This is a genomic window from Streptomyces sp. NPDC093801 (genome assembly GCF_040701585.1).
Taxonomy (GTDB): Bacteria; Actinomycetota; Actinomycetes; order Streptomycetales; family Streptomycetaceae; genus Streptomyces.
The window spans coordinates 16,458-32,226 of the sequence record NZ_JBFBDP010000039.1; the positions used below are offsets into that span (position 1 = coordinate 16,458).

Genomic DNA, 15,769 nt, shown 5'->3' on the forward strand with positions numbered 1-15,769 from the left:
GAGTGATCAACATGGCATGATCCTAATGGAGTCGGCAGGCCAAATGGGGGGACAACAGTGGACCTGGACACGGGGGAAGCTCGACTGCTCGCAGCAGCCGAGTCCGCGTTGCCCGGGGTGCTGCGCGACCTCTACCCCACACAGCTGCAAGGCGGCACGCTCACCGAACAGGACGGCCGACGCTTCTTCCTGCTCAGCGACCCGACCGGAAAGACCATCGAGCTCCGTCTCGACACTGCGGCCCTGCCACAGCGGATGGCGTCCCGCACCTTCACCAACACCACGATCGACCGGTACGTCGTCCAGCTGGCCGACACGTCGAGGCCCGCACAGGCCGAGCAGCTCTTGGCCCGCGAGGTGGGCGAGCTGCTCTCCGTACGGGGGCGGAAGGCAACGGGCGGACGGGTCCCGCTGGAGAACGTTTTGGTCCCGGGCATCGCTCTGCCCGCGCATCTCGAGCTGTCCGACGCCGATCACGGCCGTGTGGGCGAGTTCAGCTACCTCGCTCAAAGAATGAACGACGTCGAGCTCACCGTCACCGACCGCCAGGAGGCCCGCGACCGCTTCTCCGTCCTCGTCGACGAGGCAGGGCTCAGGCCGGGGCCGTCGGCGGACGACGTGCAGAGCCGGATGGCCGAGGGGCACGCCGCCAAGGTGCGCCTGATGATCCTCCGTCCGCATCTGTCGGCGCCGACACGTGATGCCATGGACGCGCTCGCCGTTCCTGCCGAACAACTCGCCCCCGCCGACGCGCAGGCCCTGCGCGCCGCCCGAGCGCAGACCCCGCAGGCGGTGCCCCTGCTCGACTTCCCCATGCCCGGACTGCGCCCCGACGGCACCCCCGTCCCCCGCGAGGAGCTGGGCCAGGCCACCGCCGAAGCGGCCCGTCGTCGTACCGAGCTCAGCAGCCGTACGCTCGCTGAACTCCGCGCCCAGCAGGCCGTTCTTCCCGAAGGCCGACACCCGCAGTTCGAGATCATGATCGGGGGTGGCGCAGCGCTCGCCGGCCGGGACCCGGGCGCCCTGCTCGTCGACGCCCGTGGCAGGTGGCACGTCGACCCCATCGTCGCGATCGTCCAGTCCGCCGACCAGGTCCGCCACCTCCGCCAGAGCGGCATGGGCGACCCGTACCAGTTCGCCGACCCGCAGGAACGGGTGCCCCTCCCCGCGCTCCAGCTGTGGGAGGACACCGCGGCCGTGCGCGGCCCTCTCATCGACGGGCGTGCGGAGCTCAGCGTCAGCGCCGAAGGCCGCCTCATCGCCGAGATCGTTCCGGCTGACGGCTCCGAGCCGGTGAAGGTCGAGGTCCAGGGCACCCCGCTGCTCGCCACCGGCATCCCGCCCGAGATCATCCCCGGCGCGGACCGCCGAGTGCCGACCGTACGCGAAGCGGCCGACGTCCTCGCGGACGTCCTCGCAGCTACCGGCACCCCCGAAGCGGACGCAGCCCGTGACCACCTTCTCGCCCTCCCCGACGGCGAGGGACGAGCCACGGCGAGCCTGGAGCTGCTGGCCGATCCGAGGGTCTCCGACGCCCTGAACACCTCGGAGGACACCCGCATCGCGGGTGCGACCGAGACCCTCCGGGCGACCGCGGCCTGGGAGCGGGCCTGCGCCCTCGCGCCCGGACGTGTTTTCATGGGCGACGAGATCGGCGACGGCGACTACGACCCGACCGTCGCAAAGGACTGGGTGGTCGCCGGCGTCGGCGGGGCCGCCATTGCGAACGCAGAGATCATCCTCCAGGCCAACCCCGAGGCCAGGGTCTTCATGGTCGGCAAGGACGCGCCCTTTGTCCTCCACAACGACGCCCAGTACACGGCCCTGCGCCGCGCACACGACGCCGAGTACGGCGGCGATGGCCGCCTCGTCGTGTACGGCGGCCGCTACCTCGGGCCAGTCGGTGCGGTGACCGCCCCCGACGGCCGGGTCCGTCTCGAAGCCCTCGACAGCACGGGCGAATCGCTCGGCATCGAGGGAGACGCGTACGTGGCGTGCCTCGGCCGGGTTTCCCGCCTCCCACACGCCCTCGACCCGATGGAGTCGGCCGTCCGGTCCGCAGGCGGCACGGTGCGGGGTGAGCTGGTCTTCGACGACGACCGGCAGTACCTCGGCTACCGGCTGGAGCTCGAGGCGCACGGCCGGCGTCACACGGTCGATGTGACCGGCGCCGCGTCCCGCATGCTCCCCGGCCACGTGTTCGGCGGTGAGGACATGGCGCGTCTGGCCGCCTTCGACGCCAAGGTGGCGCCGCCGGAGAGCGGCAATGTGTCCGCGGGCTTCATGGCCACCACCCTCCAGGGCTCCCAACTCGCCCGCCACCGCGCGGCCCACCGCCCCCCGGACGACGGCGGGCAGGACCTCTCGGGCAACACTCCTCCACAGCCCGGCCCGCAGGGCCCCTCCCAGCAGTACGACGGCCTGGCAGCACCGGCCCCGTATGCCACGGCGCAGGACGCCACACAGGCCGGCGAGGACGTCACCCGCTCCTTCCAGACCTGGATCCGGAGCGACATGGGCCGAGAGCTGGCGGCTTCGGACCACCCTCGTATCCGCGCCCTGCGCGAAGCCTGGCGGCAACTGCCCCCGCACGACCTTCCCGAAGGCCCGGGCCGTGCGGCGCTCCCGTACGGGGCGGTGGCCGAGCACGCCGGTGCGACAGCCACGGCCGCGGTCGCGTCGGGCCGCTTCGCCCCCGAGGACGTGGCGGCCTTGAACACGATGGTCCATGCGGCCCGCACTCACGCGTCCCGCCTGTCGGCGACCCAGCCCAACATTCCACCGATGCCCCAGGCGACAGCTCCGGCACCCCGCGTGGCCACCCCGATGCCCGGGGCGGCCCGCGCGCCTCGGCTGGCGACGTAGAAGGCTGTACTTGGTTTGGGCCCACCAGGCCCACCAGGCCCCAGCTCAGGTGGGCCTGTCGTGACCCCCTCGCCCCATTCCTGTAGCAGAGCGGTGAAGCCGTCGAAGGTGTCCGGACGGCCCGACCAGCCCTCGCATTCGGCGGCGAACGGGTCGCGCAGTACGTCGAGGTGTGGTTCGACCTGCCTCCACGCCGGTGCCTTGGCCCGGACCGCCTCCGGCGGACAGAAGACGAGGGGCCCGCATGCCCATGAGGACGGTAGGGACCGGCGGTGGTGAAGAAGTCGTACGCGGCGCACCAGTCCCATGGGACGCAGCATAGGCAGGTCCCGTGAACGCGCGGTGGCCGGAGACCGAGGGGCGGAGTGTCCGCTCGGTGGCGGACCTCGACGCTACGGAGCCGGTGTGGGTCAGCGGGCGGCGACGGTGGTGTCGGGGCGGTCCGGTGGTGTCGTCCCGGGGGGCGGGGCAGCCGTGGGGACGGGGACGTCGGGTTCGCCGGACGGCGGGTGGACCGGTGCCAGGCGTCGGGCGTCGGTTGGGTGGAGGAGGGGGGCGGCTTGTCGTTCGATCGTGGCGAGGCGGTCGGGCCACTCCGGGCCCAGGGTGCGGGCGGTCTCCCGCAGGTGCAGTTGGGTGGTGGTGAAGCCGGCGCTCTCGGCCCGCGTCCACGGGCGGGTGCGTTCGTTCCGCAGGGCCCGGCCCAGGGCGGGCGGGCCGGTCCAGGTCCCGGAGGCGTCCGTCGTGTTGGCGTAGCGGGGTTTCGCCTCGCCGTGGCGGTAGACGACGGCCAGGTCGAGGAGCCCGCGGCTGTCGACGCGGTCGGCCAGCTCGAGGATCCCGTCGTAGGACTCGTCGGCGTTCGCCTGGACGGTGAGCCGTCCCCGCCCGCGGTCGGCGAGCTGCTCGAAGTAGCGGTGCACGATGCCCTGGTTGCTCATCGCCCGGGGCACGCCCATGAACAGGCCCTCGACACGGGCTCCGGACCGGCGGTAGGCCCGCATCTTCTCCTCGACGGCCTGCGCGTTCTGGGAGGTCTCCTGGACGATGGCGTGGAGGCCGTGGGCGCGGACGTATTCCTCTGCCTGGGCCATCCACGCGCGGCCGTCGGCACGGGTGCACGCGGTCATGAGGGTGTCGTCCTGGGCCAGCAGGCCGTCGTAGGCGGGGTGGTAGGGCTTGTAGAGGTCGCTGTCGACGTCGACGAAGCCGCCGTGCCGGTCGAGCAGGCCGGCGACCATCTCGGTGACGCGGCTCTTGCCCGCGCCGGGCTGGCCGACGAGGAACACCACCGTGGGAGTCGCTTGCGGGACGCGCCCGGTCAGCAGGCCGGGGACGATGTGGTCGCGGAAGATCCGCTGGTTCTCGGCATCCGGTAGCCGGTGGCGTTCGACCTGGTCGGCGTGGATCACGCGATGCCGCCCCGGGTCTCCCGGGCGAGCCGGGCGTAGTGTCGGCGGGCGGCGGCGATCTGCTCGCGGTCGTTCGAGCGCAGCCCTTCGCGCTCGCGGGCGAGCCTGGTCTGGGCGGCGCGCGCCCGCTGGATGACGGCCGGGTCCGGCTCGGGTCCGGCCTCCTCCGCGGCGATCAGCGCGCTGTAGGAGCCGACGGCTCCGTTCACCGCCTCGATCGCTGCCTCGTACGCTGCGGTCTCCTCGTTGGACCAGTCGTGCGGCTCCAGCTCGTGGGTCACGGAGATTCCACGGGTCGTCGACACGGCGGGCTCCCTTCTCGACGGTACGGCCCCTCTTGCGGAAGGGGGGTGCTGTGCCGACGGGGACGGCTGCCCCTGATCGGCTCCGGTCTGGAGACCTGTGTGATCTGCCGAGCCACAGCACCAGTGGCAGCGGCCACGTCCGTGGCTCAGGCGTGGTCGTAGACCGTGACGGCGATGTCCTTGGCGCACAGGGTCTCGGTGATCAGGGGTTCCACGCGGGACCACTTGCCGCCGGCCAGGCCGCAGCCGATGCGGGGCATGTGGACGGAGGCGCCCCGTTCGAGCGCGTGGTCGGCGAGTGCGGTGAGGCACCGTTCGAGGGCGTCGTAGCGGATGGGCACGCCCGAGCTGCCCGTGCGTATGCCGCGCTGGGCGACCATGTTGGCGACCCAGAGGTCCGGCCGGACCTGGATCAGCCGGACCGCGCCGAGGCCGAAGTCGTTGCCGGAGCGGGCGCGGTGCCAGGTGCGGTAGTCCCTCTCGGGCTCCGGCCAGCGCTTGGAGAGCGCCAGGACGAAGCCCTTGCCCCAGCCGCCGAGGTCGTTGCAGACGTGGGCGATGACTTTGGGGCCTTTGGCCTGGGGGTTCGTGGCGTCACCGGCGAGGAACGTGAGGGGTTTCATGCCACGACTGTACGGGCGGCGCGGGTTCGGGTCAGCCGCCGTCGACGTAGGCGCGGGCCGCCACCATCACGTCGCGCATCCGGCCGTCGGCGATGCACTGGGCCGGGGCCTCGTCGTCCAGTTGCGGATTCATGCCGATCATCCAGGCCCGGGCCGTGTAGAGGCTCTCGGCGTCCTGGATCAGCTGGAAGACCTGGAGGGCGGCGCGCAGGCGCTGTTCCGACTCGGGGCGGGGGTTGGTGTCGCCCGAGGCCCATTTGCCGACCTGCTTCGGGTCGTTGATGTTGGCGATGCGCGCGGTCAGGCGTTGCCCCAGGTTGTCCTGGAGGAAGCGGGCGATCTCGCTGATGTGCATGCGCACGGTGGCGACATGGGCCCGCTCGGCGCTGGCGACGCTCTTGGCGACGGCGACGGTGGTGGGGGGCGTGGTGGCGTCAGAAGGCATGGTCGGGTCTCCCTCGTTGCCCTGACTGTGCGCCCGCGCGGGTGGCGGGTCGCGTGCTCAGGCGACGGGTGTCGGGTGTGCCCGCAGGACCTGGCTGTCGTGTGCTGCCGCAGGGGCAGACGGGAGGGACGCTCGGTCTCGGCGAGCTGCGAACGCTTCACGATGTGTTCCGGTTCCCGACCCGCCGGGAAGCGTGACCAGGGCGGGTGGGGTGTGCCGGCCGGCCGGTGGCGGTCGGCGGTCGGCGTTCAGCCTCTGTGTATTCCGGTCCGCGGGGCGGATCCGGCCCATGGATGGCCGACGGGGAGAGCTGGGGTGGGCGGGGCGGCCGTGGCGGGCGGTGGTGGTGCCGCGACGCAGGGCGTGAGTGCGGCCGCTAAGGACGCGACTGCGGCACAACCGGTGCTGTTCATGAGATCCCCCACATGTTCCACGTTGGTCGATGTACTGGTGAGGTTACCCATTATCACCCTCCAACTCCACCTCTTAGGAAGAATCCGTCGAGATGTCGATGGGGTGTCAACTGTCCTGCTCGACCCTGTGGTTGTGGTCTGACCTGGGGTGATGTCGTCTTGGCGGGGGAGGGGGTTTCGTTCTTTCGGGTGAGGGGGATCGGGTGGTCGGAGGGGTGTTTTCGCAGGGGGTTCAGGGGGGTTTTGAGGTGGGGTGAGGGGCGGGGTGGGTGGTGGGGTGGGAGGCGGGTGAGGGGCGGGGGTCGGGTCGCCCCTCCCGTCACAGCATCGTCAGCCCGTACTCGTCCGCCACCCGCCGCAGTGCCTCCGCCTCCGGGAAGATGAGGCTGGACTCCTCCTGCTTCAGCTCCACGTCGTTGAAGACCGCCCAGCACTGGCGCATGCCGAAGCGGGAGCGGTAGGCGATGCCGTGGATGAGGCGCTCCTGATCCGAGGGGCCGGTGCGCTGGGTGATGGCCCAGGCCGAGATCAGCCGGGTGATCCGGCGGTTGAAGCCCTGGATGTGCTCCGTGGTGAGCCGGTCGACGCCCTGTTGCGCCAGCTGGTCCTTGAGTTCGCGGGAGAGGGTCTCCAGGGTCCGCTCCTCGTCCACGTCCAGGAAGCGGGCGTCTTCGGGGGGCAGCAGGCGGACCAGGGTGTGGCGCGTGGTCCAGTCACGGGGGATCTTGCCGGGGGTCATGTAGTACGGCTCCTGCCAGTCGTCCGCGATGACCTCCCGCATCCCGGGGTGCACGCGGAACGGGGCTAACGCCTCCGCGAAGCAGCCGTCGTGCTCCGAGGCGCAGTACAGGGTGCCGTAGCTGACCAGGCTCCAGCGGTTGCCGCCCGTCCGGTCGGCGTCCTCCTGGCTGATGATCTCGTACGTGACCGGGTTCTTGGCCTTCCCCAGGCGCCAGATGCCGCGCTCCGGCGCGGGGACGAGGACGACGTCGGGCTGTGCGGTGTCCCGGCTCATGCGGCCGCTCTCCTTGCTCCGGCCGCCCTCCGCGGGCGCGTGCCGGTGTTGCTCGTGGGCTCCCGCGGCGGGCGGGCGGGCCGGCGGGGCGGCCCCGTCCGCCGGGAGAACCGGTCCCTTGGCGGTGTGGTGCCCGTTCGTGAGGGGTGCTCATGAGCGGGTGCTGTTCGACCGGTCAGCCGGCCTGCTGGCCTGCTGGTGCGTGATGGACGGGTGTGGCCGGCGGTGTGCGACGGGCCGGGGGGCTTCCGTGTGGAGTTCCGGTCCGTGACACATGCCGAACGATCATTTTCATGCGCGGATACGACCGAAGCGACAGGGTTGCGGTGGTCCACGGGGGCGCACGAAGAAGCACGGGGGCGCATGCGGGGGCGGTGGTCAGGCTCCGCCCCTCCCGCACCGGGCCAGGTCGAGCTCCACGGCGGCGGCGCCGGCGTCCCCGGCGAAGGAGAGGACCACGCGCCCGTCGGCCGCCGCGGGATGCGCGGCGAGGCTGCGCACCGGGCTCCCCGTGGCGAGGAACAGGCGGCACCGGCCGGAGCCGGCGTCCCAGACGCGGACGGTCCCGTCGGCCGCGCCGGCGGCGACCAGGCTGCCGTGGCCCTCCGTGCTCCAGGCGGCCAGGGCCCGTACGGCCGTCGTGTGGCCGGTCAGCGGCGCGCCCAGCGGCCGGTGCGCGAGCAGGTCCCACAGCCGTACGGTGCCCGTGTCGCCGCCGCTGGCCAGATGCGGCGGGAGGCCGCCGAGCGGCCGGGGGTTGAGGGCGACGGCGTGGAGCAGGCCCTGGGCGCAGCGCAGGGGGGCGCCCAGCTGCCCGTGTTCCGCGTCCCACAGGCGCACGGTGCCGTCGGAGCCGGCGGAGGCGAGCCAGTCCCGGCCCGTCCCGTCCGGGGCGGCAGCGACCGCCCACACCCGCATGCCGTGGCCGCTCCACTTGCGCAGCGGGCCCGGGCGGTCCAGGTCCCACAGCCGCACCGTGTGGTCGTCCCCGCCGCTCAGCAGCAGGTTGCGGCCCTCCGCGGTGGTCCATGCGGCGAGGGAGCGGACGTGGTCGACGTGCCCTTCGAGGGCGTCGGGCAGGACGCGCCGGGTCTGCGCGTCCCACAGCCGGATGGTGTGGTCCGCGCCCGCGGCCGCCGCCAGGACGCGGCCCCGCCCGCGCCGGGCCCAGGCCAGGGCGGTCGCCGGCCGGCCGGTGTCGATCCTGGCGACCGCGTCCCCCGTGTCGATGTCCCGGACGTCGACGTGCGGGACGCCGCCGCTCAGCGCGAACCAGGACGGGCCGTGCGGGTCCCCCGCGTCCCGCGTCAGCAGCGCTCCGCCGGTCGGCGCGGGCGCGGCCGGTGCGTGCGCGGCGTCCAGTGCGCGGCGCAGCACCTCCCGGTTCCACAGGCGCAGCGTGCCGTCCGTGGAGGCCGAGGCGAGGATCCCGGTGTCCGGGGAGGCGACGGGGCTGAGCGCGGTCACCGGGGCGGTGTGCCCGCCGAGCAGCCCGGGGGGCTCCTGGACGGCGGTGTCCCACACGGCGATGTCGTTGCCGGCGGCGGCGGCGAGGAGGTGGCGTCCGTCCAGGGTGAGGGCGGCCAGGCCGGTCACCGGTCCGGGGGCGCCGGTCAGGGGGGAGCGCGGCCCGTCGGCGCCCCAGAGCGTGACGCTGCCGTCCGCGTGGCCCGCCGCGACCGTCCCGGTGCCGGTGGTGGCGGCCAGCACCCGTACGGGGGCCGGCAGCTCGAAGCGTGCCGCCTCGGCCCAGGAGGCGGTGTCCAGGAACGCCAGCTCCGTCCCGTCGGCGACGGCCAGCAGGGGCCGGCCGGGCGGGTCCTCCACCACCGCCAGGGCGACGGCCGCCGTACGCGGCACCTCCCCCGGCAGGGTCAGCACCTCCTGCGGCCCCATCCGCTCGTTCCACCAGACCAGCTCACCGTTGCCGTTGACGCTGAGCACGGCGAGTTCGTGCCCGCCGTCGCGGTACGCGCACACGTCGGCGATCCAGATCCCGCCGGGCCGGTGCACCTGGTCGAGGAGCCGGCCGGTCGCGGGGTCCCGCAGGCGCACGGTGCCGTCCGTACTGCCGGACACCAGCAGGGGGGACTGCGCCGGGCGCGGGGCGAGGAGCAGCCGGCGGACGGCCCCGTCGTGGGCGTGGATCCGCTCGCGCAGCGCCGTCCCCTCGACCGCGTCGAACAGTTCGATGCCGCCGTTCTCGTCGCCCGCCGCGAGGGCCGCGCGTCCGTCGGGCGCCGCCAGCGCGGCGAGGGAGCGGACCGTGGCGCCGAGGGTGGCGAGGACGTTGACGGCCGGCGCCCACTGGGACCACAGCACGGTCAGCGGCGCCCCGGCAGGCGCGGGAGGCGCCGACCCGGTCTCCTCCTCGGGCATCGGCGGGCGCGCCAGACCGGGGAAGCGCAGCGCCGTGTACGCCAGGTGCAGGCTGGCCAGGCGCGAGGGGTGGTCGTCGACGCGGTGCAGGTACGGCTCCACCGCGGCCCACGCCTCCAGCCAGAGCCGGCCCTCCTGCCCGCGGCCCGGCCCCAGCAGGCCGCGGACGGGGCTGCCGGTCAGCCACGGCAGGACCTCCGGCGGCACGTGCGCGTCGTCCAGGACCCCGCCGAGGCGGGCGTGGTGTGCGAGGTGGCGGCGTACGTACGGGTGCGGGGCGCCGTCGGCGGCTCCGGCGGTGTGCGGGGCGGCCAGGTCGGCGAGCGCCCGGGCGATGCGGGCGTGCACGGCGGCGTCGTCCTCGTTCTTGTACGCGTACGGGTCCCGCCGCGCGCCGTCCGCGGCGCCCGTCCCGGCCCCGGCCGTATCGTCGTCGGGCCCGTCCTGAGCACTCGTCATTCCCATCCCCCCGGCAGGCGCGGCGCCGGCGGCGGGCCGGGCGCGCAGGACCGCGGCCAGCCGCTCGTGGGCCGGCCGGTAGACCCGCTGGTCCTCTTCTACGTCATGGGTGAGATACCCCGCCAGACGGCCTCCCAGCAGCACCGCGATCTTGCCGTCGGCGTCCGTGAGGGGCCTGCCGAGGACCGCGGAGGCGACGGCCGGCCACACCTCGCCCCACGCGACGCCGCGGCCCCGCGCGAACGCCGCCGCCCGCAGCAGGGCCAGCGCCTCGTCCGCCGCCAGGCCGTCCTCGGCCGCCCCCGCCAGGTCGGCCTCCAGCAGCCCGGCCGTGCCCTCGCCCAGCCGCGCCAGCCAGTGCGCGTCGGCCAGCAGCGCCGGCCCCCCGGTGCGCAGCTGGCCCGCCGCCACGCGGGCGTCGAGGAAGGACCGTCCCGCCGCGCCGGCCACCGTCCGCCCCACCTCGGCCAGGTCGTGTCCCGCCCAGCGGGGCTCCCCGTGCAGGAGGGCCCGTACGTACCCTTCGACGTCCGCGCGCGTCTCCGGGCCGTCCGTGCGCAGTACGGCCGCCCCGCCGAACGCCTCCCGCAGCCGGCCCAGGACGTCCTGCCCGTCGCCGCCCTGCGCCCCGTCGGCCGGATCGCTGCTGCGCACGGCGACGAGCAACCGCACCCGGCCCGGGCCGGGCCCCGGCCCGGCACCGTCCGGCGGCGGCTCCGCGTCGTCCGGCGGCGGCACGGCACCGTCCGGCGGGGACTCCGCGTCGTCCGGCGGCGGCTCCGCACCGCCCCGCGGCGGCTCCGCGTCGTCCGGCGGGCGGGCGGCCTGGGGCGGGACGGCGGTGCCCGGTGCGCGGCCGGCCAGCGGGACCAGGACCTGGTGCAGGACCGCCGCCGGGTCGGACGCCTCGTCCAGGGAGTCGACCACGATCGTGACGGGCCGGCCGGTCGCCCCGAGGAACTTCCGCAGCCCCAGCTGCCAGCGGCCCAGCTGGTCCCGGCCCGAGGGGTCGGGGGTGGCGCCCAGCTTCTGCGCGATGGTCCTCAGCAGCCCCAGCGCCTCCCGGTTGCGCGCGGTGACGGCGATGTCCACGGCGCCCTCGTCCGGGACGGTGTCCGGCGGGCAGTGGCCGACGGCGGCCCCGAACAGGGCGGACCGCCTGAACCTCGCGTCGCTCAGGGTCACCGCGCGGCCCAGGACGGCGGACTTCCCGCTCGCCGTGATGCCGGTGACGACCAGCACCCCGGCCGGACCCGTCAGGAAGGAGACCAACGCCGCGTTCAGGTCCCTGCGGCCCGAGAAGTACCAGCCGGTGTCCTCGGCGCCGGTGCGGCCGCTGGCCTTCTCCAGCCAGTGCTCCAGGTCCTTCGGGGCCGTCGCCACCTCCCGCCGGCCCTCCTCCACCACGGTCGGCTCCGGCCGGTACCCCGGATTCGGCAGGGCGGGGGTCGGCACGTGCAGTCCGCCGGCCGGCAGCGGCCGGCAGTCGACGGACAGGGGACGGCCGAGCTCCGCGCCGATCGCCTCCGCCGCCCGGGACAGGGCCCGGCTGAACTCGCCCATCGTCAGGTGCGGGCGGGCGATCCCCCCGGCCGTGGCCAGCCACTCGTGGGCCCTGCGCAGGACGAGCGCGAACTCCCCGCCCAGCACCTGCGTCTTGGGCGCCGCCGTGGTGAGCACGTTCAGGGTGGCGGCCCCGGTGCGCTCGGCGGACAGGTCCCGCGTGAGTTCCAGCAGCTCGCCCCCGAGGTCGGCGGACTCGCACATGTTGACGATCACCAGGACGTCGCGGGCGTGCGAGTCGAGGGCGGCGATGACGATCTCCGTCGTCCGCAGTCCGGTCGCCAGCAGCCGGTCGGTCCTGGTCTTCCGCAGGACCGCGAAGTGCTTCGCCGAGGGCGAGGTCAGCCCGTGCCCCGTCACGTACAGCACCACGGGAACGTCCGGTTCAGCGCTCCGGATCCCCGATTCCTCGAGGAAGCGCTCGACGTCGTGCCGGTCGGCCACCGGCCGCGTCGGCGCCACCCTCACGAAGCCGGGGCCGTCCGGCGGCGGCCGCTCCCACCACAGGGACACCGCCTCCAGCTGGGCGCGGAAGGACTCCTCCAGCGCCTTCGTACCGTCCTCCATCGGCAGGACGAACAGCGTGCCCGCGACCGGCGTGCCCGCGACCGGCGTGCCCGTGACCGGCGTGCCCGTGACCGGCGTGCCCGTGACCGGCGCGGCCGTGACCGGCGCGGCCACCGCCGGCGGCGCGGCCGCCTCCACCGCACCGGCCAAGCCGATATCGCCCCGCTCCCCGTCCACGGTCCCTATTGTTCCCTCCCATGAACGAGCAGCAGAACCGGCCCCGCGCCGGGGAGTTACCGGAGTACGTGACCCAGGACGCGGTCGTCGTCGTCCCCGGCATCATGGGCAGCACCCTCTACGACACCACCAGCCACAAGGAGGTCTGGGGCATCGGCGGCATCTCCTGGCTGCTGAAGGCCTGGACCACGCCCTCCGGACTGAAGCCCCTGGCCATGACCGAGGACGAACTGGAGGGCAAGACCGGCCGGATCGCGGCCACCGGCCTCCTGAGGCACTCCGCGTGGACCCCGTACCTCGCGGGCAGCGAGCCGTACACCGATCTGGTCGACACGATCCGCACCAGTGTCGCCGACGACGCCGCGATCCTGGAGTTCGCCTACGACTGGCGCCTGCCCGTGGCCACCAACGGCCGCCTCCTGGCCGACGCCGCGCGCCGCCACCTCACCGAGTGGCGCGGCCACCCCGCGCACACCGAGGCCCGCCGCCACCGCACCGACCAGCGGGAGGGGAGGCTCGTCTTCGTCGCCCACTCCATGGGCGGGCTCGTCACCCGCGCGGCCCTCGACCCCGGCTACGACGGCGACCTCCAGGCCGACACCCGGGGCGTGATCACCCTCGGCACGCCGTTCCAGGGCTCGGTGAAGGCCGCCGTCATCCTCGCGACCGGCCGCGGCGCCCCCGTACGGCTGCCGCACCGCAAACTCCGGGCGATCTGCGCCACCATGCCGGGCCTGCACGACCTGCTGCCGCAGTACCGCAGCCTGCGCGCCGGGGGCGACGTGCGCCACCTCACCCCGGGCGACGTCGAGTCGATCGGCGGCAGCGCGGAACTGACCCGCAGGGCGGCCCGTTTCCACTACGGCCAGCAGCACATCGCCCTGCCCGGACACCGCTCGGTCGTCGGCGTCAACCAGCCCACCTGGCAGAACCTGACCATCACGGCCGGCACGGTGGAGGCGCACCTCGACGGGGCCCGGCAGAACTCCGACGGCACCTTCATCCGCGACCGCCACGACCGCGTCCGCTACTTCCAGGTCCACGGCGACGGCACCGTCTACAAGGAGTCGGCGGTCCTCACCGACATCGTCACCCACCTCCCCCTCCAGCACGGCGACGTCGCCAGGGCGCGCACGGCGCTCGACACCGTCACGGAGATCCTGCGCGGCGACGTCAACCCCGGTCCCCCGCAGGGCGAAGCCGGCTGCGGGCTGACGGCGCCCGACCTGGTCGAGGCCGGCCGTCCGTGGAAGCTCCACCTCACCGGGGTCGACTCCCTCGCGTCCCTGACCTGCCGCCTCACCGACCTCGCCCACCCCGACGACCCCGTGCCGCTCACCCCGGCCTGGGAGGACGGCGTGGCCACCGCCCGGGCGAGCGCCCCGGCCCCGGGCCTGTACCGCATCGAGGTCCGCACCCAGGACGGCTCCGACATCACCCAGCTGGTCATGGCCACGGAACCGGGCCAGGAGCCGGCGGAGGCGGAGGACTGACGGCGCTGGAGCGGTGGGTGCCCCGGGGCGGCTTCCGCCGGGACACCCACCGGACTGTCGGGCCCGTCGGCCGGCCCTTGCGCGGGGGCGACGAGCAGGGTTCGAACGCTAGTACCGGAGTGAAATGTTCCGACCGAAGTGGAGGCGAAGTGGCCGGAACATGGCATCAAAGTGCCCTCCGCCAGTCCCGGGCTGGCCGATACGCGTGAGGGCGACGGGGATGTTTTCGGCCGCCGTGGCGCGGATGGAGACGGAACGCGGCCGGCCCTGAGCAGGGGCGGGGCGGGGACGGTGCCCCCTGCGGGCCCCTCGGTACGCCCCTGGCGAGGGTGCGTCAGGATGGCTCGCATGGCAGATGAAACGATCACCCCGCGCGGCATCGCCGACCGCCACCTCGACCAGGTGGCCGCCCACGATCCGCTGGAGGCCGCCTGGTTGGGACTGCACCCCGGCGACGACCGGCAGCCGGACCTGTCTCCGGAGGGCTTCGAGGCACACGCCGACATCGCCCGGCGCACCCTCACCGCCCTCGACGCCGCCCCCGCCACCGACGACCCCGCCGAGCTGACCTGCGCGCGGCTGCTCCGCGAGCGCCTCACCGCCGAGCTCGCCCTGCACGAGTCCGGCGAGAACTTCCGCCGACTGCGCAACATCGGCGCCCATGTGCACCACGTGCGGGACATCTTCACCTTCATGCCGACCGGCACCGACGACGAATGGGCCGCGGTGGCCGGGCGTCTGCGCAACCTGCCCGCCGCGCTCGACGGCTACCGCACCACCCTCACCGAAGGGATGTCCCGGGGCCTGCTCGCCGCGCCCCGCCAGGCGGCCGCGGTCGTCGACCAGCTCACCGCCTGGACCGGCGAGGGGCCCGGCGGCACAGCCGGCCCGGGGTGGTTCGCCGGATTCGTCGCCCCCGGCCCCGAGCGGTTGCGCGGCGAGCTGGACGCCACCGCCCTCCGGGCCACCGCCGCCGTCGCCGAGTTCCGCGACTGGCTGCGCGACACGTACGCACCGGCCGCCTCCCGCACCCCCGACGCCGTGGGCCGCGAGCGCTACCGGCTCGCCGTGCGCGGCCACACGGGCGCCGACCTCGACCTGGACGAGGCCTACGCCTGGGCGTGGAGCGAGTTCCACCGGACGGCGGCCGAGCTGCGCACCGAGGCCGAGCGGGTGCTGCCCGGGGCCGGGGTCCGGGAGGCCACGCACCACCTGGAGCGCCACGGCCACGCGGTCGAGGGCGTGGAGGCCGTCCGTGCGTGGCTCCAGGACCTCATGGACGGGGCGATCGAGGCCCTCGACGGCACCCACTTCGACATCGCCGGCCCCGTACGCCGGGTGGAATCCCGGATCGCCCCGGCCGGCAGCTCCGCCACGCCGTACTACTCCGGCCCCAGCCTGGACTTCAGCCGTCCGGGACGCACCTACCTGCCCACGCTCGGCCGCGACACCTTTCCGACCTGGCAACTCGTCACCGTCTGGTACCACGAGGGCGTTCCCGGCCACCACCTGCAACTGGCCCAGTGGGTCGCCGTCGCCGACCGGCTCAGCCGCTACCAGACCACGCTGGGCATGGTCAGCGCCGACATCGAGGGCTGGGCCCTCTACTCCGAACGCCTCATGGACGACCTGGGCTTCTTCACCGACCCCGCCCACCGCCTCGGCTTCCTCGACGAACAGATGCTGCGCACCATCCGGGTGATCATCGACATCGGCATGCACCTGGGCCTCTCCATCCCCGCCGACTCGGGCTTCCACCCCGGCGAGCGCTGGACCCCCGACCTCGCCACGGAGTTCATGGCCACCCACAACGGCAGCCCCGCCGCCCTGCGGGACAGCGAGATCGTCCGCTACCTCGGCATGCCCGGGCAGGCGATCGGCTACAAGATCGGCGAACGTGCCTGGCTGCGGGGGCGCGAAGCCGCACGCCGCCGGCACGGCTCCGGTTTCGACCTCAAGGCCTGGCACATGAAGGCCCTCTCCCAGGGCTCGCTCGGCCTCGACGATCTGGTCGACCACCTCGCCGCACTCTAGGAACCCGGGCGGCGCCGCC

The 15,769-nt window shown here is 74.3% G+C and carries 9 protein-coding genes; 3 read left to right on the top strand and 6 right to left on the bottom strand.

Annotation, left to right across the window (positions count from 1 at the left end; genetic code table 11):
* Nucleotides 1–57: 57 nt before the first annotated feature.
* The gene (locus tag AB0469_RS34040; protein ID WP_366455354.1) at nucleotides 58–2,865 is read left to right on the top strand and encodes a hypothetical protein; all 2,808 of its coding nucleotides are present in this window, start codon (nucleotides 58–60) and stop codon (nucleotides 2,863–2,865) included.
* 410 nt (nucleotides 2,866–3,275) lie between these two features.
* Here AB0469_RS34040 and AB0469_RS34045 read toward each other — a convergent pair whose 3' ends face one another.
* The 6 genes from AB0469_RS34045 to AB0469_RS34070 form a co-directional block, all read right to left on the bottom strand.
* Nucleotides 3,276–4,277, bottom strand: a complete 1,002-nt coding sequence (locus AB0469_RS34045) for a zeta toxin family protein (protein WP_366455355.1) — start codon at nucleotides 4,275–4,277, stop codon at nucleotides 3,276–3,278.
* Nucleotides 4,274–4,582, bottom strand: a complete 309-nt coding sequence (locus tag AB0469_RS34050) for a hypothetical protein (RefSeq protein ID WP_366455356.1) — start codon at nucleotides 4,580–4,582, stop codon at nucleotides 4,274–4,276. Before AB0469_RS34050 ends, AB0469_RS34045 begins: the two co-directional genes overlap by 4 nt.
* 146 nt (nucleotides 4,583–4,728) lie before the next feature.
* On the bottom strand, nucleotides 4,729–5,205 hold the full coding sequence (locus tag AB0469_RS34055) for a macro domain-containing protein (RefSeq protein WP_366455357.1): 477 nt from the start codon (nucleotides 5,203–5,205) through the stop codon (nucleotides 4,729–4,731).
* Between the two features lie 31 nt (nucleotides 5,206–5,236).
* Nucleotides 5,237–5,650 (bottom strand): XRE family transcriptional regulator, encoded by a 414-nt coding sequence (locus AB0469_RS34060; RefSeq protein ID WP_366455358.1) that lies wholly within the window; start codon nucleotides 5,648–5,650, stop codon nucleotides 5,237–5,239.
* A 732-nt stretch (nucleotides 5,651–6,382) separates the two neighbouring features.
* Nucleotides 6,383–7,078, bottom strand: coding sequence for an RES domain-containing protein (locus AB0469_RS34065; RefSeq protein ID WP_366455359.1), 696 nt, complete (start codon nucleotides 7,076–7,078; stop codon nucleotides 6,383–6,385).
* A gap of 378 nt (nucleotides 7,079–7,456) precedes the next feature.
* Complete coding sequence (locus AB0469_RS34070) at nucleotides 7,457–12,223, bottom strand: WD40 repeat domain-containing protein (RefSeq protein ID WP_366455360.1); 4,767 nt, start codon at nucleotides 12,221–12,223, stop codon at nucleotides 7,457–7,459.
* A 20-nt stretch (nucleotides 12,224–12,243) separates the two neighbouring features.
* Between AB0469_RS34070 and AB0469_RS34075 the strand changes: the two genes are divergently transcribed.
* Together AB0469_RS34075 and AB0469_RS34080 are read left to right on the top strand one after the other, a co-directional pair.
* Nucleotides 12,244–13,716: a hypothetical protein gene (locus tag AB0469_RS34075; protein ID WP_366455362.1), complete on the top strand. Its 1,473-nt coding sequence runs from the start codon at nucleotides 12,244–12,246 to the stop codon at nucleotides 13,714–13,716.
* Nucleotides 13,717–14,064: 348 nt separating this feature from the next.
* Nucleotides 14,065–15,750: a DUF885 domain-containing protein gene (locus AB0469_RS34080; protein ID WP_366455364.1), complete on the top strand. Its 1,686-nt coding sequence runs from the start codon at nucleotides 14,065–14,067 to the stop codon at nucleotides 15,748–15,750.
* Nucleotides 15,751–15,769: the final 19 nt, after the last annotated feature.